The organism is Mammaliicoccus sp. JADD-157, from assembly GCF_049310805.1.
In the GTDB taxonomy this organism is placed as follows: Bacteria; Bacillota; Bacilli; order Staphylococcales; family Staphylococcaceae; genus Mammaliicoccus; species Mammaliicoccus lentus.
This window is the reverse complement of record NZ_JBMOVZ010000001.1, coordinates 1,163,838-1,182,798: the sequence shown is the minus strand read 5'-3', so window position 1 is coordinate 1,182,798 and position 18,961 is coordinate 1,163,838. Positions and strand designations below refer to the sequence as shown.

Here is an 18,961-nt window from a genome sequence, read left to right as displayed (position 1 = left end):
CACTATTATTTCCATTTTATCAAATTTATGCGTCATTAAAACGATTTATTTTGAACAATAAGTGAAAAGTTATTAAAACTAAGGTTTAATTATACTAAGTTTAACAAATAAAAAGGGACCACATCACTTTCAAGAAGTGTCGCAATCCCTTTAACATCAATGTATATAAACTACTTGATTTTTTGATCCATGTTTTTGTTCATCATTGTCATCATTTGGTTTATTTTCTTTTGAGATGGTTTTTGACCCATTTGCATCATCATCATTCGTAACATTTCCTCATTGATAGGTGGATTCTTTTTCAAGTAATCCATCATATATTTACGCGCAAGGAAGAATCCTAGAGCAATCCCACCGATTAATGCCACGATGATTAATAGTATTGCTAACCATGTTGCCATTATTTCACCCACTTTCTGTATCCTCTAAAAGTTTACTAAATTAAAAAGATTTTATCAAGATGAAACTTAATGTTTCAAAATTAAAAAGGGAGCGGGACAGAAATCTCATTTTGCTAAAAAGATTTCACAGCCCACCCCGGCAAAGATGACTAGGAATAAAACAGTCCAAGACATTTATATATGTCTCGGACTGTTCAGTTTAAATTAGAAACTTAATACTGTGTTTAATACGTTTTCTTTAGTGAAACCGTATTTTTCAACTACTAAGTCTCCAGGCGCACTAGCACCGAATCTATCAATACTAATTACTTTACCTTCTATGCCAACATATTTGTGCCAACCTAATGATGATGCCATTTCGATTGCAACACGTTTTCTTAATGTTGGAGGTAAAACAGTAGCTTTATATTCAGGGTCTTGTTGATCAAATGCATGCCAGTTTGGTAATGATACAACTTGAACACCTTTACCTTGAGCTTCAATATCTTTAGCTGCATCTACTGCTAGAGATACTTCAGAACCAGAAGCTAATAATAGATATTCAGGTTCTATTTCAGAACGGTAAACAATATATCCACCTTTACGAACGCCTTCTTCTACTTCAGCTTCTTTAACATCTAAAGCTGTTAAGTTTTGACGCGTTAATACTAATGCTGTTGGTGTTGATTTAGATTCTAAAGCAATTTTCCAAGCAACTCTTGTTTCATTTCCATCTGCTGGACGAATAACATTTAAGTTTGGAATAGCTCTTAAACCTGATAATTGTTCAACTGGTTCATGTGTAGGACCATCTTCCCCAACAGCAATTGAATCATGCGTAAATACAAATGTTGAAGGAACACCCATGATAGCTGATAGACGAAGTGCTGGTTTTAAGTAGTCACTGAATACGAAGAATGTCGCACCATAAGGTTTAACACCGCCATGCGCTGCCATACCATTTACTGCTGCTGCCATACCGAATTCACGAACACCAAACCAAATGTTACGTCCTTCTGGTGTTTCATCATTAAAGTCTGGCTCATCTTTAACGTTTGATTTGTTAGATGACGCTAAATCTGCTGAACCACCAAAGAATGCTGGTACAGATTTACTTAATGCTTGAATGATATCACCTGAATCAGCACGTGTAGCACTACTGTTTCCAGCTTCATATACAGGTAAATCTTTAGCATAGTCTTCTGGAAGTTCATTAGAAATTGCTTGTTTGAATGCTTCGCCTAATTCTGGGTTAGCTTTAGCATACTCTTCAACTAATTCATTCCATTTTGTTTCATGCTCATTTGCACGAGTTAACATTGTATTGCTGAAAATATCATATACTTCTTGAGGTACGTTGAAACGTTTGGATGGATCTAAACCGTATGCTTTCAATGCCAATTCACGTTCTTCTTCACCAAGTGGTGCACCGTGAGCACCGTTTGTACCTGCTTTGTTAGGAGCTCCGTAACCGATTACAGTTTTTACTTCAATTAACGTAGGACCTTCTAATGATTTAGCCTCAGTTATAGCTTTATCAATAGCTTCTAAGTCATTACCATCTTCAACTAAGATGTAACTCCAACCGTAAGATTCAAATCTATTTTTAACATTTTCTGAGAAAGCTTTATCTAAATCACCATCTAATGAAATATCGTTAGAGTCGTATAAAGTGATTAATTTATCAAGGTTTAAATGACCTGCTAATGAAGCTGCCTCGTGAGAGATACCCTCCATTAAGTCACCATCACTAGCTAAAACATATGTGTAGTGATCAACAACTTCATAATTATCTTGGTTGAATTTGCCTGCTAAGTGTTTTTCAGCCATAGCCATACCAACACTCATTGCAAATCCTTGTCCAAGAGGTCCAGTTGTAACTTCTACACCATCTGTATGATTAAACTCTGGGTGTCCAGGTGTTTTTGAATCCCATTGTCTAAAGTTTTTTACTTCTTCAAGTTCTAAGCTACCAGAAAGATGTAATAAACTATATAGTAACGCTGAACCGTGACCTGCTGATAATACAAAGCGGTCTCTATTAAAATAGTTTTTTGATTGTGGATTAAAGTTTAAATGCTTTGTCCATAAAGTATATGCCATTGGTGCAGCACCCATTGGTAAGCCAGGATGTCCTGAGTTAGCTGCTTCGATAGCATCGATACTTAATGCACGGATTGAATCTACTGCTAGTTGATCTTTTTCATTAAACATATATTATAGTCTCCTTTATTCTGTTATCCATTATCATTATACATCATAATATTCGGAATATTAATTATTATTACTCATTTTAACTAATTTCTTATATTATTTTTCTTTTGGATTTCTTTTAATTTTTCAGGTGTTACATCTTTACCTTCTGGATCGATAACTTTTGTGCTTTCAATCGTATCTTTAAAGTTACCTCTAAAAGCTTGTAAATATTCTGCACGAAGTTTTGTTTGTTCTTTTGCTTCTTGTTCAGAAAGTCCACTTGTTTTCTTTTTATTTGCTAGCTCATTAATTCTTTCAATCTTTTCTTTACTTAACATTTTATCACCACTTTCCATTTAATTAAAAGATAACAAAAAAAACGAGCAAATCCAAATGGATTTGCTCATATTTTAACGATTAATCTATCGAACCTACCATAGCTTTAGATTTACTTATATGATTTGGTTCTGCATCTATATTATTTGGTTGTTGGTTATCTTGTTGTTTGATTTTGTGATCAGTCATTTCGTACGTCTGTTCTGTTGAATAAACAGCATTAGACTGAGCTAAGTATAAATATCCTATTAATAGAGTCATCAAGAACACTGCTAAATATACTAAAACTGTCTTCTTAATTGTTACTGTCATAACTACTTCCTCCTAGAACGTTTGTTTGTATTTTTATAATAACAGAACAACTGTTCGTAGTCAATGAAAATACGAACAAATGTTTGTTCGAAGGAAACGTATGTGCTATAATAAATTTAAATCAATATTAGGAGCGTGCGACTATGAAAGAATTAACTAAACGTCAATCTGAAATATATCAATTCATTAAACATATAGTACAAACAAAAGGTTACCCGCCTAGTGTTCGTGAAATTGGTTTAGCTGTCGGACTTGCTTCAAGTTCCACTGTACATGGCCATTTATCTAGATTAGAAGAAAAGGGATATATAAAACGTGACCCTACTAAACCTCGTGCAATCGAGATTACCGAGACTGTAGGAGAGAACATTAACCAAGAGAACACCATTCATGTTCCCGTCATAGGTAAAGTAACTGCTGGTATACCTATTACAGCAGTTGAGAACGTTGAAGAATATTTCCCGCTACCTGCTCACTTTACATCAACACATAATAGCAATATCTTTATATTAGATGTTATTGGAGACAGTATGATAGAAGCAGGTATTCTTGATGGAGATAAAGTAATCGTGCGAAGCCAAACAATTGCTGAGAATGGGGATATCATCGTCGCGATGACTGAAGATGATGAAGCTACCGTTAAACGCTTCTACAAAGAAGAATCACGTTATAGACTTCAACCTGAGAACAGTACAATGGAACCAATTTACTTAGACAATGTAAGTGTCTTAGGTAAAGTAGTAGGATTGTTTAGAGAAATGTAAAAAAGCTGTGATGCAAGTGCATCACAGCTTTTTTTATATCATATTCCCTTTATTTGATTATTTGAGCTTTTATTTTTATTATAAAAATCTTTTTATGAAACATCTTTTTTATTTAATAATTCTTTGACACGATCTAAAACGTCAATATCTTTATTATTTATTTCTTTATTTTCCATGTTAAACTTCCCCTTTATATGTTATTCCACCAATCAAATTATTAGAAACAACATGTGTAAAACATTTAAGGAAATATGAAATAATTTTTATATCGTTATTATATCAAAGTTGTTTAGACATTGCACTTTGCTTATCTATTTTCTACTGTTGAGTAATATAGTTTTCAGTCCAATAAGGCTGTAAATCTTCGCCAATATCGACACCTACTCCTAACTCTTTATAATCTTTATTTAAAATGTTCTTTCTGTGTCCCAATGAGTTCATTAGTCCATGATGGGCATAAACACTGCTTATTTGACCATATGCTAAGTTTTCACCTGCAGTTACATAATCAAAACCATCATTGTCTAATCTATCAAATGGAGATAAACCTTGTTTATTCGTATGATCAAAATAATCGTTATCCACCATATCTGTACTATGCTTACGAGCAGTATGACTTACATTTTCATTATAAGATAATGTCGGTAAATCAAATTGAACGCGCTCTGCATTGACTATATCAAAATTTTGAAGTTCTAATGCACGCTTATATTCATCTGAAGCAGTATGGTACTGATTTGTACGTTTATCTTCAGTTGACGAAGCTACTTGCATTATTCCTTTAATTTGATTGTCTTGATGCTTATCATAAAATATGGTCGTATAAATGTTATCAAATTTGAAAACATCATAATCAGGATCATTTTGAACTAACTTAACTTTATCTTTTTGAATCTCATCTAAAGGTTCACCGAGAATTGAACGAACTTTATTCTTTTTCATTTTACTCGTTATACCTTTTTGAGATGTTATTAAGTCTTGGTTTGTATATAATCCTGTTACTTTGTCATCGTCATAACTGACCATCACAAATCCATTGTATTGGTCATGATATGCATGCCATTTCTCATTATATTCATTAACGGTTACCCGTTTTGGTTTGCCAAGTTTCTTTTCAACTTCGCTTTTTGTTTGATTGATTTGAATATTATTAATCGCAAATTCTTGTTCTTTCGGCGTCTTTAGTTCAACTTTCTTAGTAGTTTGTTCATCTTCAAGTCCTTGTTGAACATTCATCACTTTTTGTTGAATTTGTTTTGATAAATCTGATTCAGGGACTGGCTTGATTAAGGTTATAATCAATAACAATATGAATAAGTAAAATACTTTTTTCAAGTAGTCCACCTCGCCTATTTTTAGTCGCGGTCACCGTTGAATATTGAATTTCGTACAATCACATAGTCTACTTTAGCGATAGATTGTAAGTCTTTGCCACCTGCATACGAGATAGAACTTTGTAAATCTTGTTCGATTTCAATTAAAGTATCTTTTAATGATCCTTTATGCTCGACAAACATTTTTTTACCTTCTACGTTTTTACGCTCACCTTTTTGGAATTCTGAAGCACTTCCAAAGTATTCTTTGTATAATTTGCCTTCAAGTTCAACAGTTTCACCTGGAGATTCTTCGTGTGCAGCAAATAGTGAACCTACCATAACCATACTAGCACCAAATCTAATTGATTTTGCAATATCACCATTTGTTCTGATTCCACCATCAGCAATAATTGGTTTTCTTGCAGCTTTACTACAATGGTTAATAGCAGCTAATTGCCAGCCACCAGTTCCAAATCCAGTTTTAATTTTTGTTATACAGACTCTACCAGGCCCGATACCAACTTTAGTTGCATCTGCTCCAGCATTTTCTAGTTCACGAACACCTTCTGGCGTTCCAACATTACCAGCAATTACAAATGTTTCTGGAATATGTTGTTTAATGTGCTTAATCATTCTAATAACTTGCTCAGAGTGACCGTGTGCAATATCTATTGTCATATATTCAGGAATTAAATTTTCATTTGCTAATTCTTCTATAAAATCATACTCATCTTTTTTAACACCTACTGAGATAGATGCAAATAAGTTTTTACTTTGCATTTTTTTAATAAATGGAATACGTGCTTTTTCATCAAAGCGATGCATGATATAAAAATAATCATTACTAGCAAACCATTCAGCTAGTTCTTCATTCATCACTGTTTGCATATTAGCAGGTACAACTGGTAATTTAAATGTTTTCGGCCCAAATTTAACAGTAGTATCACATTCAGAGCGACTTTCTACTATACATTTGTTTGGTATTAATTGTACGTCTTCATAATCAAAAATTTTCATATCAATGACCTCTTTCAAAACTATTAATAATAATCCATTAGTTACTATACATGGTTAACATGAAAAAGTAAACGAAATAAGATTATATTTATTAATTATTAAGAGCTTTATCTAAATTCTTGATATTTTCTTCCATTAAAGATTGATATGTGATGTTTTTATCTTTTGCTTCTTCTTTAGTCAATACTTCTAAATTATGAAACTTAAGTGGTTTACTGTCAGTATCTTTCTTTATAATATCTGTTACTTTAGAACTTACATTTTGTTCATATAATATATATGGAGACTTTGATTTATTAATCTCTTTTATGATATTTAGAAGTTCTTTTTGACTAGGCTCTTCATTATTCATTCCAGTTACACCTGTTTGTTTAAAATGATAACGATTTGCTAAATATCCAAGAGAGTCATGAGAAATAAATACAGTATCTCGCTTCGTATCTTTTGTGATTTCTTTCATTTCTTTATCGATTTTATCAATATCTGTTATTAGCTTCTTGTAATTATTTTCATAAGTTTCTTTGTGCGATGCATCTATTTTAACTAATTTATCTTTAATAGATTTAGCCGCTTCTTTATTGGCAATTGGATCAAGCCATATATGCGGGTCATGTTCATTTTCTTCATTATGTGTTGCATCGTGTTCATGCTCATGTTCTTCTCCATCTTCATGATGATGTTCTAATATTTCACTTTCCTCTAAATTAGGAATAGTTTGTAATTTGTGGTCGCCTTGTTTTATTGTAGAGCTAATTTTTTTAGCTACTGGATCCAACTCATCTGAAGAATATACAAATAAATCACTTTTTGCGATATTTAACATTTCTTTTTGAGTGGGTTCGTAATTATGTAAATCAGTACCACTTGGATAGATAGACTCAACATCTACATATTCTCCACCTATTTGTTTAGTAAAACTCTCGTAAGGAAAGTTTGTCGCATAAATTTTTAATTTATCATTACTGTTTGATTTAGATCCACAAGCTGCTAGAAATAAAACAGTAACACATAATACTATAGCTATTTTCGATTTATTTTTCATAAAAGTCTCCTTATTTATATTTATTTTATTATAACAATCTGATGTCCCTATTTCATAGAGTAATTCTATTGCTAAGCATTATATTTTATGATATTATTATAAAACGTAATGATTACTATACAGAAAGGCTGATGAACATGCGTGTAAATATCACGTTAGCATGTACTGAAACAGGCGACAGAAACTATATTTCTACTAAAAATAAACGTACAAATCCAGAACGTATTGAATTAAAAAAATATAGTCCAAGATTAGGTCGTCATACTTTACATCGCGAAACAAAATAATTTCTTATTTATAATAAGATATACGACATTAAAAGTCACTTCATTAATTTGGAGTGACTTTTTTATTATTTCTTTAATTTAATACTTTAAAGCATTTATGTAATAAAATTTTCATTGCTTATTTTCTGAATAGATAATAAAATATTACTTATATTTAAAATAAGTTAATAGTGAAGTAGAAAGTATGGTGATTTATATGGAAGAAATGAAACGTGGTTTAAAGACTAGACACATTTCAATGATAGCTATCGGTGGTTCTATCGGTACAGGTCTATTTATGGCTAGTGGTGCTGTCATTACACAAGCTGGTCCTGCCGGTGCGTTAATAGCATATGCAATTATAGGTGTGATGCTATATTTCTTAATGACTGCTATTGGAGAGCTTGCTACATTTTATCCAGTTTCAGGATCGTTTAGTGCTTATTCTAGTAGATTCATAGACCCTTCTGCAGGTTTTACAGTTGGTTGGTTATATTGGATTATTTGGGCACTAGTGTCTAGTGTGGATATATTAACAGCTGCTAAAATTATTACATATTGGAATATATTTGACAGTATTGATCCATTTGTATGGAGTATGATTTTTATAGTTATATTGTTCTTATTAAATATATTTACTGTTAAAGCATTTGGTGAAGCTGAATATTGGTTAAGTTTTATCAAAGTTGCAACAATAATCATCTTCTTAATTGTCGGTGTGTTAATCATCTTTGGTATTTTAGGTGGTAATGAGCCTTTAGGTTTAACGAACTACACATACAAAGAAGCACCTTTTGTTAATGGTATATCTGGTTTCTTAGGCGTATTACTTGTTGCTGGATTCAGCTTTGGTGGTACTGAAGTTGTTGCAGTTACTGCTGGTGAGTCTGAAAATCCTAAAGAATCTATGCCTAAAGCTATTAGACAAGTGTTCTGGAGAATATTATTATTCTATATTCTAGCAATTGCAGTAATAGCAGCAATAATACCTTATACAGATCCATTGTTATTAAACAAAGATAATACAGTAACACAAAGTCCTTTTACAATTGTATTTGATAGAGTTGGTATCGCATTTGCCGCTTCTATTATTAATGCTGTCATACTAACTGCTTTAATATCAGCTGGTAATTCAGGATTATATGCTACAAGTCGTTTGCTTTATTCTTTATCAAAACATAAACAAGCACCAAAAGTATTTAGTAAATTAAATAAACATAACATGCCATTTGTATCACTATGTGTCACAATCGTTTTAATATTCTTATCAATCGTATATGCAACTTTAAATGCTGACGGTTACTATAGATTATTAAATATGCTTGGTGCACTTGTTACATTAGTTTGGTTAATGAGCATCATCAGTCACGTTCGTTTAAGAATGGCTATACGAAAACAAGGTAAATCAGAAACTGAAACTTTAGAATATAAAGCACCTTTATATCCTTTAGGCCCTATTATTGTTATTTCAGTTATTGCATTCTTACTAATTGGACAATCATTTGATAGTATCATCAATTTAAATATCCCAATTTTAATTGAATCATTCTTACCTATCATACTTGGCGTTGTTGTTTATTTCATCCATAAATTCATAACAAAAACTAAAGTTATTAAATTAGAAGATATCGATTTATCAAAACACAACTATGATAAATAATGAGTTAATACTACCAACAATACAAATACATTGTTGGTAGTATTTTTTTATACAAAAACAATTGTAACTTTTTCTTATTCCATTATATATAGTATAATAAACATAAATAATTAATAACTCATTAAGAAGGTGAAACAATGACTGGACAAACTAATTTATTTGATGATGTACTTAAACAAGATGAACGCTTTGTTATTGTGGTGCAAAGTGCATTTGATTCTGATTCTCAACTCATAAAAAAGACTTTAAGAGAATATACGAGTTTGACAAGAGAACAAATGCAGTCCTTATTCGATCATTTAAAAGATTTATACTTAAATGAACCTTTTGAAGAAAATCAAGTTTTCTATGATATTACAGTATATACAAATCAAGATTATGCTGCCGATCAAGTTTATGCACATATAAAAAGAAAAAAATTTAGTCGTGAATGGACGCATACGAGCAAATAAAGGAGTTATTTCATGTCTCAACAGAGTAAAGTTTTCCCTCTAGATAACAAAAAGCAAGTAGAGGTCAAAGTAATAGATAATCGATTTCAGTTCGAAATAGATGAAATGCTAGCCATGACCCAAGAAGAACATTCAGAGTTTCCTTATATCCCTGTATCTCCCTGTTTAGGATATTCAAGAGCATTGTATCCAGAACATCCATTATTAGTCGGTTTATTATTAGGATTTTTATATCATGAAGCCTTAACCGGCGAAACTGATGAAAGAATGGACACTGTTGCAAGTGCTATTAATAGTCAAAACAGAGGTAAGATGATTCAAGCATTAAATTTAGTAGAAACGAACAAACTCGGACATTACCCACCTACTCGATTTTTAGGGTTGAGTGAACGTGCAGTTAATCTCGGACATTCTATATTTAGTTTATTTGAAGACGATGTTATGTTCTTGGCTTCTACAAGAGATAAAGTGATATCTCATCCACCTTTACTTGATCATAGTGATATTGTTGATACACAAGAAAGACTGTTTTTCTATACTAAAGATAAAGACTTTTTTGATAATGATGAGAGGATTGCCATTATAGATAATCATTTGTTAAATGGTCATTCAGTAATTAATCTAATTATGAAAATTCATAAAAAATATCCATCTAGACAAATGTTCACGGTATTAACACCTATCGATTTAAGATCACAAAGTGTTAAAGAATCATTTTCTAGTTTGGAAAAATCTTTAAATATCAAGATTAATATCATTTCATTAATGTCTTTCGATGTAGAAGTCCAAGATATACAAAATGTTACGCATCAACTTACTCATAATGAACTATTAAAAAATAACCACCATGAAACAAAAGTACAATATTATTCGTTAAGACATATTATAAATGATTACTTTATCGTTAAAGCTCAAAATATGTTACGTAATGGAACAATCCATGATAATCCATACTTTATTTCAACAGGTAGATTTACTTTAAACGGTAGAGAACAACAAATTTCCGAAGAATTATTCCAACGTATGGGCGAGTTACTCGGTGATTTATTAGATGATTCATCTAAAATGATTATCGGTGTTGGAGAATTTCTATATGTACCTCTCCAAATTGCTAGATATTTACCTGGGAAGGAAGTAAAAGTTCAAGGTACAACACGTTTTAATTTTGATTCAAGTACACTGAACCATTCAAACAAAAAAATTAGCTTCATGTCTCCTTTAGAGAGATCAATCACTCATTATTTATATAACTTAGAAATAGATCAATATGATCAAATCATTGTATTAGTTGAGAGATTGAGACACAAAACAGAAATAGATGACTTAGTTCAACAGTTGAAAATACTAGGTGCAAAATCAATTTTAGTTATTGAAATGACTTCTATTGCTTTTAACGAGGATAGACTTTATTAGACATAAAAAAAGCCGTGAAGTGTGGATATTCCATCTTACTTCACGGCTTTTAATTATTCTTATGACTTAAGTAATTTTTCTAAAGCTGTCACGATACCATTATTATCATGGTCATCAGTTACAACGTCTGCAAGTTCTTTAATCGTATCATTAGCATTACCCATAGCAACACCAATAGCTGCTTTCTCTAACATATCTGAGTCATTTAAACTATCTCCGAATGCAATAACTTCTGAAAAATCCGCTTCTATTTTATCAAAAAGCTTTTGAAGTGATTTCCCTTTAGATACTTCATTATTCATAAACTCTAAGAAATAAGGCTTACTTGTAGTTGAAGAAATATGATCGTTAAATTGTCCATTTAGAGACTGATTAGCTTTTGAGATATTTTCTTCGTAATCTATTCCCATAACTTTAGGTACATCTTCAGTAATGACTTCTTTTAAATCTGATACCGATACCATCGGCAAGCCTGTTAATTCACTTTCAATATTCATATATTCATGTGTAGAATCATAAACGATTTCATCATTGATATATGTTAAACTGAAGAAATTATTTTCTCTACAAAAATCTATAATTTTATGTGCATTTTCTTTATCTATCGTCTGTTTAAATACAACTTCATTTGTTGCTGCATCTGTAATAATTGCACCATTATAACTTACAATATATCCACCATTTTGTTTCAAATTTAAAGATTCTGCATGCTTTGTCATACCTGCTGTTGGTCTACCAGAAGCAAGTATAATTTTCATGCCTTCTTGTTGTTTTTTTAATAAATATGCATGTGTTTCTTCACTAATTTTATTTTCTGAAGTTAACAATGTATCATCCATATCCATAACTATGTATTTATATGTCATAACTATCTCCTTAAATGCAATGATGCTTACATTCTACCATAAGAAGAATGTAAGCATCATCTTTATTTTATAAATTAATTGTTGTTTGTTTTACGCCAAATCTATTGATTGTTACAAGCTCTGACTCACAATCTTTAAATTTTTCTTGTAATGTACGCACTAATTTACCACTGAGTTCTTTTTTAATAAGTGTTAATACTGTTGGGCCCGCACCACTAATAACTGTGGCATAAGCGCCGTGTTCTAATGCTATTGTCTTAATATCTTCAAAGTCCGGAATTAAATATTGTCTATAAGGCTCATGAAAACCATCTTTCATCATCATTTTTCCAGCTAGTTCATAATTATGTTGAATTAAAGCACTAATCATCGTATTACTAATTGCACTATATTTTACTGCATCTTTTAATGCTAAATTCTCTGGTAATACTTTTCTAGCTTTTTCGGTAGATAATTCATAAGACGGTATCGTTGCTATGACATCCACCTTTGGAATATCAATATAAGATACATCGGTTTGGTTTTCTTCTGGATCATAAACACCTAAGACTAAGCCACCATATATAGTCGGTGCAACATTATCTGGATGTCCTTCGATTTCTGTTGCTAATTGAAGCAATTCATATTTAGATAGTTTTAAGTTTGCAAAATGGTTCGCCAAAAAGAGACCTGTTACTAATGCTGAAGCGGAACTTCCTAAACCTCTTGCTAATGGAATATCACTATACATTTTCAATCGAAGTGGAGGTACTTTTTGATTGAATTTATTTGCTGCTTGTTGTGCAATTTGAGTAATATAATGTGTTTCATCTTCAGGTAAACCTGTTAAATGAGGTCCAATGTGCTCAAAGTGCCATTGCTGATCTACTGATACGCTTGCTTCAACTTCTAAGTATTTATCTAAAGCCATCCCTATAGAATCAAACCCAACTCCTAAATTTGCTGTTGATGCTGGTACTTTGAGTTGCAATTTCTTCATCGTAAAGCACTCTCGATATAATCAATAATAGATTGTTCGTCATTCTCTAGTGGTGTGATTGGTGAATCCAATAAATCAATCGCTGTATCTGGATCTTTCAATCCATTACCAGTTAATATAGCAACTACAGTTTGATTTGGTTTTAATTTTCCTTGTTCATGTAATTTCAATAAACCTGCAATTGATGCGTTACTTGCTGGTTCGCTAAACACGCCTTCTTTGCTAGTCATTAATTTATAAGCTTTTAAAATTTCTTCATCTGTAACACTATCAATTAAACCATTTGACTCATCTCTCGCCTCTTCTGCCATTTTCCAACTTGCAGGATTTCCAATTCTGATAGCAGTAGCGACAGTTTCAGGATTTTTAACAACTTTACCTTGAACTATCGGTGAAGCACCCTCTGCTTGGAAACCGCACATTACCGGTAAGCCTGATTGATTCAAATTATCAAATTCTTTGAAACCTTTCCAATATGCAGTGATATTTCCCGCGTTTCCAACTGGAATAGCAAAAGTATCTGGCGCTTTACCGTCTAACTGTTCTACGATTTCGAACGCACTTGTTTTTTGACCTTCAATTCTATATGGATTAACTGAGTTAACTAAAGCAATTTCGCCCTTTTCTGCAACTTTTTTTACGATATTTAAAGCTTCGTCAAAGTTTCCTTTAATTGAAACGATTTCTGCACCATACATAACTGCTTGTGCTAGCTTACCTAAAGCTATTTTGCCTTCAGGTATTACAACGATCGCTTTCATACCAGCTCTTGCTGCATACGCAGCAGCTGAAGCAGATGTATTTCCAGTAGAAGCACAAATAACAATTTTCTTACCTTCTTCTTTAGCCTTAGCAACTGCCATAACCATGCCTCTGTCTTTAAATGAGCCAGTTGGATTCAAGCCTTCGAATTTAGCATATAGATTAATATTTAATTGCTCTGATAAATAAGGTAAATGAATTAATGGTGTATTACCTTCATTTAATGTTAGTTCTGGTGTATTTTCATTTACTGGTAAATATTCTTTATATTTATGAATAAGTCCTTGCCATCTTCCCATACTATTGGTCTCCTTCGATTGGATAATATTTTAAAATATTTAATCCATTTTCTTTAAGTTTTTCAGTTGGTAATTCATCTATACCTCTAATAACAATGCCATAGGTATTTTCAGTTCTTTGTTCTACTTTAACACTTCTATGGAAATCTATTATTGATTTAATATCTTCTCTTAATTGATCTTCATCTTTATTACTTTCTACAATGATAAAGTGACTATTTTTCAGAGGGAATTTTACGACATCATCTTCTACAATCTCTTTAGTTGCCTCTGTTTTTAGTTCAAAGTGTGGTGGCAATGTGTGTAAGTCTGATTCAAACTGTAGCGAAACATTCAATAAGTCTGATACAACTGCGCTTCCAGTTGCTAAACTCCCTGCACCTTTACCATAGAACATAGTATCTCCTACTGCATCACCAATAACGTAAATAGCATTATACTCGTCTTCTACATGAGACATTTGATGACTGTTTGGTAATAAAGTCGGTTTTACGCTTGCTACAACTTGGCCATCTTCGAATTTACCTTGGCCTATAAGCTTAATTTTATAACCTAATTTTTCAGCTACTTTTATGTCTTCAATTTCGACATTCGAAATGCCTATTCTTTCTACATCTTCTAATGAAATAACCCTATTAAATGATAAATAGCTCGTAATAACTACTTTACGAGCTGCGTCTACGCCTTCAACATCATCAGTAGGATCTGCTTCTGCATAACCTAAATCTGTTGCAAGTTGTAGTGCTTCTTCATAAGACTTACCTTCTCGTGTCATTTGGCTAAGGATAAAGTTTGATGTTCCGTTAAAAATACCCATAAATTGATTAATATTGTTCGCGTTTAAACCATTATTAATTGCGTTAACAATTGGGATACCACCGGCAACACTTGCTTCATATTTTAACGCTACTTTATTTTTTTCTGCTAAATCTTCTAATACTCTTAAGTGAACAGCCAATAAATCTTTATTTGCTGTAATAACATGAATACCTTTAGATAAGAATGATTTAAGCCATTCTACAGTTGGTTCAATGCCACCCATAACTTCAACAACTATATCTAATTCATCATCATTTAAAATATCATCAATATTTTCAGTTAAATGATATCTTGAAGTATTAATCGCTCTTTTCTTTCCAATAGAGCTAACAAGTATATGTTTAATATGTATAGACTTTCCGATTGTGTCTTCTATTTGCTCTTTATTTTCTTCAATAATCTTCACAACTCCTGTACCTACCGTACCGAGTCCTAATACTGCTACATTTAATACTTTCATTTCCTCACTCACCTTAATATATTGTTCTTGTAAAAAATACAAATGTCTACTTGAAATAGACTCAACTTTATTATAGTATAAATTCATTAAAGATTTTTGTAAAGTTTGAATTATTTGAATTAATAGTAATATTAACACTATTCCAAGCTTTGTAAAGTAGTACAATAACAATACCCCCAGTAAAAGGACTGATAAAATGAAAGTTTCAAAATTCGGCGGAAGTTCCGTTGCTAATAGCACACAAATCAAAAAAGTTTTAGACATTATTAATAGTGACGATGAAAGGAAAATTGTCGTAGTATCAGCACCCGGTAAACGTTTTAAAGAAGATGTAAAAACAACTGACTTACTTATACGTTTGTATGAAAAAATTATAAATAAGCTAGACTACACACATAAATTCCAACAAATCATTGAACGTTATCAAGAAATCGTAGTAGAACTAGAAATGGATGAAATCATTTTAGAACAATTAAAAAATGACTTAAATTGCTTAATTGATACTTACGAAGATAAACCTAAACGATTATTAGACGCATTAAAAAGTTGTGGTGAAGACTTTAACGCTCAAATCATCGCACAATACAATAATGATTTAGGTTTCCCTACTCGATATTTATCTCCAAAAGACGCTGGAATTATCGTTACTGATGAACCCAGTAACGCTATGATATTAGAATCTTCATACGAAAAAATTCATAAATTACGTGAATATGAAGAAACACTTATCGTCCCAGGTTTCTTTGGCTATTCAGAGAATGGAGATATTGTAACTTTCCCTAGAGGCGGTTCAGATATTACTGGAGCAATTTTAGCGAGAGGCATTGAAGCCAGCTTATATGAAAACTTTACAGATGTGTCCGGTATATTTAGAGCTAATCCTACTGTTGTATCTCAACCTGAAATCATACCTGAAATCACATATCGAGAAATGCGGGAACTATCATATGCTGGATTCGGAGTTTTCCATGATGAAGCTCTAGAACCATTATATAAAGATAGAATTCCTGTTGTGATTAAAAATACTAACAAACCTCATGACAAAGGAACATTTATCGTAAGTGAACGTGACATATCTAGTCTGTCACAAATCGTCTCAGGCGTAAGTTGTGACAAAGGATTTACGATCATCAATATTAAAAAATACTTAATGAACAGAGAAGTTGGATTCACAAGACGTGTGTTAAGCATATTAGAAGAAGAAAATATCTCTATCGAACATATTCCTTCAGGTATAGATAACTTAAGTATCATCATGCGAACAACACAAATAAGCGGTAAAGAACAAAATGTACTTAATAAAATAAGAAATCAAATTCAAGTTGATGAACTGACAATTGACTATGATTTAGCAATATTGATGATAGTTGGAGAAGGTATGAATCGAGCAATCGGAACAGCTGCAAGTGCAACAAATGCATTGAGCAAAAACAAAATAAACTTAAACATGATTAACCAAGGTTCTTCAGAAATATCCATGATGTTTGGTATCGATGAACATTATTCTGATATAGCCGTTCAAGCTATTTATGATGAGTACTTTACGAAACAACCAACTGAAGTTATTTAACAATCAAGCTAAGCCAAATGAAATTGGCTCAGCTTGATTTTTTATATTCAGTGAAAGAAATATAAAAGTTCTAACGAGCTAGACTTTTTTAACAAGCACGTTAGAACGAATGCACCTATTATTTTATAATGTGCTGACGTCCACTACAGGCTCGAGTCATACCCCCGACTTTCAAAATCTTAAAAGAGTCCGAGTATAAATGAATACTCCTAATCCATTGTTAATTAGAATTAACGGATTAGGAGTATTTTTTGAATAAGGGATTTATGTCCCAGAATCATTATTATTTACTATGTTTCGGCTAATATAATGTGATTGAGCTTATCTGCACCAATAACTTTTCTGAGCATAAAAAATTGATAATAACTTAAATGCTGTATTAGCTTTTGATATTTATAAATATCATCTTGTCTTAATTCATGATACAACTTATACATCATTTGTATTTCTGGCCTTAAATATTTCACGTCATATTCTAAGCTATGAAAGTATATTTTGTAATCATCAATTTCAATATTATGATCATGACTAAATTGCCACTTTTCATCTTTTGTTTCGTAAATGTATACTTTAATTATCCTCGCATTTGTTACCGGATCATAAATAAAGTATTTACTGTAATCTGACAGTTCATTTTCTGAGATATGCTCATGTTCATTTAATGGTGTCTTCACAACAAATTGATAATTACGCTTTCTAAAGTAAGCATTTAATTCGTCCATTTCTTCTCGACTTATTGTGATACCAATTATTTCTTTTATATGTGTACACTCATTCAAAAATAAATCTACAGCAAGTTCTCCACAAACAATATATTGCAAAGGATAGTCAGACATAATATTTTTCAATTCTTCTAATGTTAAATATTGTTCGTTAGATTCCATTTTCAACCTCCAAAGAAAGCGTTTTCAATTACTTTCATTTTAACAGATTTGGAATCTTTATCCAATAGGTAAGAAATAATTTATTCTTTACGAATCATGATTATTTTTTACAATATAACCATACTGTATCAAATTATTGATTTATCAGCATTTCAAAAGGTTATTTTATTTTATATGTTTCAGACAATTGCCCTTTTTATCATTTGGTTGCCCTTTTTTTGCCCTTTTAAATTGTCTGATTATATATTCTGATTAACCCCCTATATGAATCGTCAATATAGTTTTCCATCACCATATCTAGTATATGTAATAATTCATCAATTGCGACTTGTAAAACCTTTGACAATTCATTTAGATCAACTTTATACCCTTTTGCAGCTTTACTATTTATTGGATTTACACCGTTATAAACATTTATTAGACCTCGTTCTAAAGAACTCAACACATTTTCTTTGTCTAAATCGATTTGATAAATACTAGTTGTATCATCTTCGTATTCCTCTAAGTGACCATTATGTTTAACATAATTATTATAAAACCTAAGTTTTTTCATATGATTCTTGTAGAAGTTATTGATTATCTTAATTAACTCTTTATTATAAGAATCTTTTTTTAAATTTTCTATTCTAAAATTCATTTCTGTGTTATATCGTTTATTATTATTTTCAAAGAAGGTTTTATTAGTGTCTTCATCAAAACTCATAAAGTTTATTATTTGATATAAGTTGTCATATGCAGCTTGTAAGTAAGAATTACTGGATTGTATATTTATTAACTTATTATAATTATTAAACTCGGTTTTTTTATATTTTGAGAACTCAATAAATCTATTCAAATATAGTACAGAAGTAAATATATTAAAAGTTACAGATTTATACTTCAAAAAAAGTATTTTTTGTGTACTTTTTATTCTATACTCACTTTTAAATTTATTCCCTACTAACAAAATAGTATCGTCTATAAAATATTTATTTATTATATCTTCGTTTTTAAAATTTAACTGTACACCCTCCAAAGAATATTTCATGCTATAACCCCTTTTTTAGAAATATTATAGCATGTTTACATATTAATTTAGATATAAAAATAACCCTACCCTAAAATGAGGTATGGTGAAAAATACTCAGTGAATCTGTAAATAATATTATGAAGATAATACAGTTCTTTA

At 31.3% G+C, this 18,961-nt stretch carries 19 protein-coding genes; 6 read left to right on the top strand and 13 right to left on the bottom strand.

The features are described from left to right. Positions 1 to 170 precede the first annotated feature (170 nt). The 4 genes from ACO6VN_RS06000 to sosA all read right to left on the bottom strand — a co-directional run bounded on the left by ACO6VN_RS06000 (position 171) and on the right by sosA (position 3,224). Positions 171 to 401, bottom strand: a complete 231-nt coding sequence (locus ACO6VN_RS06000) for a YneF family protein (protein ID WP_016999596.1) — start codon at positions 399 to 401, stop codon at positions 171 to 173. Between the two features lie 204 nt (positions 402 to 605). Continuing rightward, positions 606 to 2,594: a transketolase gene (gene tkt / locus ACO6VN_RS05995; RefSeq protein ID WP_064204992.1), complete on the bottom strand. Its 1,989-nt coding sequence runs from the start codon at positions 2,592 to 2,594 to the stop codon at positions 606 to 608. An 83-nt stretch (positions 2,595 to 2,677) separates the two neighbouring features. Continuing rightward, positions 2,678 to 2,914, bottom strand: coding sequence for a DUF896 domain-containing protein (locus tag ACO6VN_RS05990; RefSeq protein WP_016999598.1), 237 nt, complete (start codon positions 2,912 to 2,914; stop codon positions 2,678 to 2,680). Between the two features lie 79 nt (positions 2,915 to 2,993). After that, a complete protein-coding gene (sosA, locus tag ACO6VN_RS05985; protein WP_016999599.1) occupies positions 2,994 to 3,224 on the bottom strand; it encodes a DNA damage-induced cell division inhibitor SosA in 231 nt (76 codons plus the stop codon). 143 nt (positions 3,225 to 3,367) lie between these two features. Between sosA and lexA the strand changes: the two genes are divergently transcribed. Continuing rightward, entirely contained in the window at positions 3,368 to 3,988 is a 621-nt protein-coding gene (gene lexA / locus ACO6VN_RS05980) for a transcriptional repressor LexA (protein WP_016999600.1), read from the top strand. Between the two features lie 318 nt (positions 3,989 to 4,306). Here the strand turns inward: lexA and ACO6VN_RS05975 are convergent, their stop codons facing one another. The 3 genes from ACO6VN_RS05975 to ACO6VN_RS05965 all read right to left on the bottom strand — a co-directional run bounded on the left by ACO6VN_RS05975 (position 4,307) and on the right by ACO6VN_RS05965 (position 7,363). After that, positions 4,307 to 5,323, bottom strand: a complete 1,017-nt coding sequence (locus tag ACO6VN_RS05975) for a CAP-associated domain-containing protein (RefSeq protein WP_064204994.1) — start codon at positions 5,321 to 5,323, stop codon at positions 4,307 to 4,309. A gap of 20 nt (positions 5,324 to 5,343) precedes the next feature. Next, the gene (gene guaC, locus ACO6VN_RS05970) at positions 5,344 to 6,321 is read right to left on the bottom strand and encodes a GMP reductase (RefSeq protein ID WP_194200753.1); all 978 of its coding nucleotides are present in this window, start codon (positions 6,319 to 6,321) and stop codon (positions 5,344 to 5,346) included. A gap of 91 nt (positions 6,322 to 6,412) precedes the next feature. Continuing rightward, on the bottom strand, positions 6,413 to 7,363 hold the full coding sequence (locus ACO6VN_RS05965; RefSeq protein WP_194200754.1) for a metal ABC transporter solute-binding protein, Zn/Mn family: 951 nt from the start codon (positions 7,361 to 7,363) through the stop codon (positions 6,413 to 6,415). Positions 7,364 to 7,500: 137 nt separating this feature from the next. On the opposite strand from ACO6VN_RS05965, the gene rpmG reads away from it, so the two are divergent. From rpmG to ACO6VN_RS05945, 4 genes are all read left to right on the top strand, one after another. After that, positions 7,501 to 7,650, top strand: a complete 150-nt coding sequence (rpmG, locus tag ACO6VN_RS05960) for a 50S ribosomal protein L33 (RefSeq protein WP_026023653.1) — start codon at positions 7,501 to 7,503, stop codon at positions 7,648 to 7,650. 196 nt (positions 7,651 to 7,846) lie between these two features. Continuing rightward, complete coding sequence (locus ACO6VN_RS05955) at positions 7,847 to 9,289, top strand: amino acid permease (RefSeq protein WP_016999603.1); 1,443 nt, start codon at positions 7,847 to 7,849, stop codon at positions 9,287 to 9,289. A gap of 137 nt (positions 9,290 to 9,426) precedes the next feature. Continuing rightward, a complete protein-coding gene (locus tag ACO6VN_RS05950) occupies positions 9,427 to 9,741 on the top strand; it encodes a hypothetical protein (RefSeq protein WP_016999604.1) in 315 nt (104 codons plus the stop codon). A 12-nt stretch (positions 9,742 to 9,753) separates the two neighbouring features. Beyond that, positions 9,754 to 11,154, top strand: coding sequence for a phosphoribosyltransferase domain-containing protein (locus ACO6VN_RS05945; protein ID WP_194200755.1), 1,401 nt, complete (start codon positions 9,754 to 9,756; stop codon positions 11,152 to 11,154). 59 nt (positions 11,155 to 11,213) lie between these two features. On the opposite strand, the gene ACO6VN_RS05940 is transcribed toward ACO6VN_RS05945, so the two are convergent. The 4 genes from ACO6VN_RS05940 to ACO6VN_RS05925 form a co-directional block, all read right to left on the bottom strand. After that, positions 11,214 to 12,020: a Cof-type HAD-IIB family hydrolase gene (locus ACO6VN_RS05940; RefSeq protein WP_016999607.1), complete on the bottom strand. Its 807-nt coding sequence runs from the start codon at positions 12,018 to 12,020 to the stop codon at positions 11,214 to 11,216. Between the two features lie 67 nt (positions 12,021 to 12,087). Next, positions 12,088 to 12,999, bottom strand: a complete 912-nt coding sequence (thrB, locus tag ACO6VN_RS05935) for a homoserine kinase (protein ID WP_016999608.1) — start codon at positions 12,997 to 12,999, stop codon at positions 12,088 to 12,090. Beyond that, entirely contained in the window at positions 12,996 to 14,060 is a 1,065-nt protein-coding gene (gene thrC / locus ACO6VN_RS05930; protein ID WP_016999609.1) for a threonine synthase, read from the bottom strand. The genes thrB and thrC overlap by 4 nt, the downstream gene beginning before the upstream one ends. A gap of 1 nt (position 14,061) precedes the next feature. Next, positions 14,062 to 15,339 carry a homoserine dehydrogenase gene (locus ACO6VN_RS05925; protein ID WP_026023654.1) on the bottom strand — a complete coding sequence of 426 codons (1,278 nt, stop codon included), beginning with the start codon at positions 15,337 to 15,339 and terminating at the stop codon, positions 14,062 to 14,064. Positions 15,340 to 15,535: 196 nt separating this feature from the next. Between ACO6VN_RS05925 and ACO6VN_RS05920 the strand changes: the two genes are divergently transcribed. Then, the gene (locus tag ACO6VN_RS05920; RefSeq protein ID WP_194200756.1) at positions 15,536 to 16,909 is read left to right on the top strand and encodes an aspartate kinase; all 1,374 of its coding nucleotides are present in this window, start codon (positions 15,536 to 15,538) and stop codon (positions 16,907 to 16,909) included. Between the two features lie 290 nt (positions 16,910 to 17,199). Here ACO6VN_RS05920 and ACO6VN_RS05915 read toward each other — a convergent pair whose 3' ends face one another. Beyond that, a complete protein-coding gene (locus tag ACO6VN_RS05915; RefSeq protein ID WP_422404378.1) occupies positions 17,200 to 17,793 on the bottom strand; it encodes a hypothetical protein in 594 nt (197 codons plus the stop codon). A 226-nt stretch (positions 17,794 to 18,019) separates the two neighbouring features. After that, positions 18,020 to 18,820, bottom strand: a complete 801-nt coding sequence (locus ACO6VN_RS05910) for a hypothetical protein (protein ID WP_422404377.1) — start codon at positions 18,818 to 18,820, stop codon at positions 18,020 to 18,022. Between the last annotated feature and the right edge of the window lie 141 nt (positions 18,821 to 18,961).

Coding starts and splice junctions, on each gene's coding strand:
- ACO6VN_RS06000 (WP_016999596.1), bottom strand. CDS start 401: ATGGCAACATGGTTAGCAATACTATTAATCATCGTGGCATTAATCGGT.
- tkt (WP_064204992.1), bottom strand. CDS start 2,594: ATGTTTAATGAAAAAGATCAACTAGCAGTAGATTCAATCCGTGCATTA.
- ACO6VN_RS05990 (WP_016999598.1), bottom strand. CDS start 2,914: ATGTTAAGTAAAGAAAAGATTGAAAGAATTAATGAGCTAGCAAATAAA.
- sosA (WP_016999599.1), bottom strand. CDS start 3,224: ATGACAGTAACAATTAAGAAGACAGTTTTAGTATATTTAGCAGTGTTC.
- lexA (WP_016999600.1), top strand. CDS start 3,368: ATGAAAGAATTAACTAAACGTCAATCTGAAATATATCAATTCATTAAA.
- guaC (WP_194200753.1), bottom strand. CDS start 6,321: ATGAAAATTTTTGATTATGAAGACGTACAATTAATACCAAACAAATGT.
- ACO6VN_RS05965 (WP_194200754.1), bottom strand. CDS start 7,363: ATGAAAAATAAATCGAAAATAGCTATAGTATTATGTGTTACTGTTTTA.
- rpmG (WP_026023653.1), top strand. CDS start 7,501: ATGCGTGTAAATATCACGTTAGCATGTACTGAAACAGGCGACAGAAAC.
- ACO6VN_RS05955 (WP_016999603.1), top strand. CDS start 7,847: ATGGAAGAAATGAAACGTGGTTTAAAGACTAGACACATTTCAATGATA.
- ACO6VN_RS05950 (WP_016999604.1), top strand. CDS start 9,427: ATGACTGGACAAACTAATTTATTTGATGATGTACTTAAACAAGATGAA.
- ACO6VN_RS05945 (WP_194200755.1), top strand. CDS start 9,754: ATGTCTCAACAGAGTAAAGTTTTCCCTCTAGATAACAAAAAGCAAGTA.
- ACO6VN_RS05940 (WP_016999607.1), bottom strand. CDS start 12,020: ATGACATATAAATACATAGTTATGGATATGGATGATACATTGTTAACT.
- thrB (WP_016999608.1), bottom strand. CDS start 12,999: ATGAAGAAATTGCAACTCAAAGTACCAGCATCAACAGCAAATTTAGGA.
- thrC (WP_016999609.1), bottom strand. CDS start 14,060: ATGGGAAGATGGCAAGGACTTATTCATAAATATAAAGAATATTTACCA.
- ACO6VN_RS05925 (WP_026023654.1), bottom strand. CDS start 15,339: ATGAAAGTATTAAATGTAGCAGTATTAGGACTCGGTACGGTAGGTACA.
- ACO6VN_RS05920 (WP_194200756.1), top strand. CDS start 15,536: ATGAAAGTTTCAAAATTCGGCGGAAGTTCCGTTGCTAATAGCACACAA.
- ACO6VN_RS05915 (WP_422404378.1), bottom strand. CDS start 17,793: ATGGAATCTAACGAACAATATTTAACATTAGAAGAATTGAAAAATATT.
- ACO6VN_RS05910 (WP_422404377.1), bottom strand. CDS start 18,820: ATGAAATATTCTTTGGAGGGTGTACAGTTAAATTTTAAAAACGAAGAT.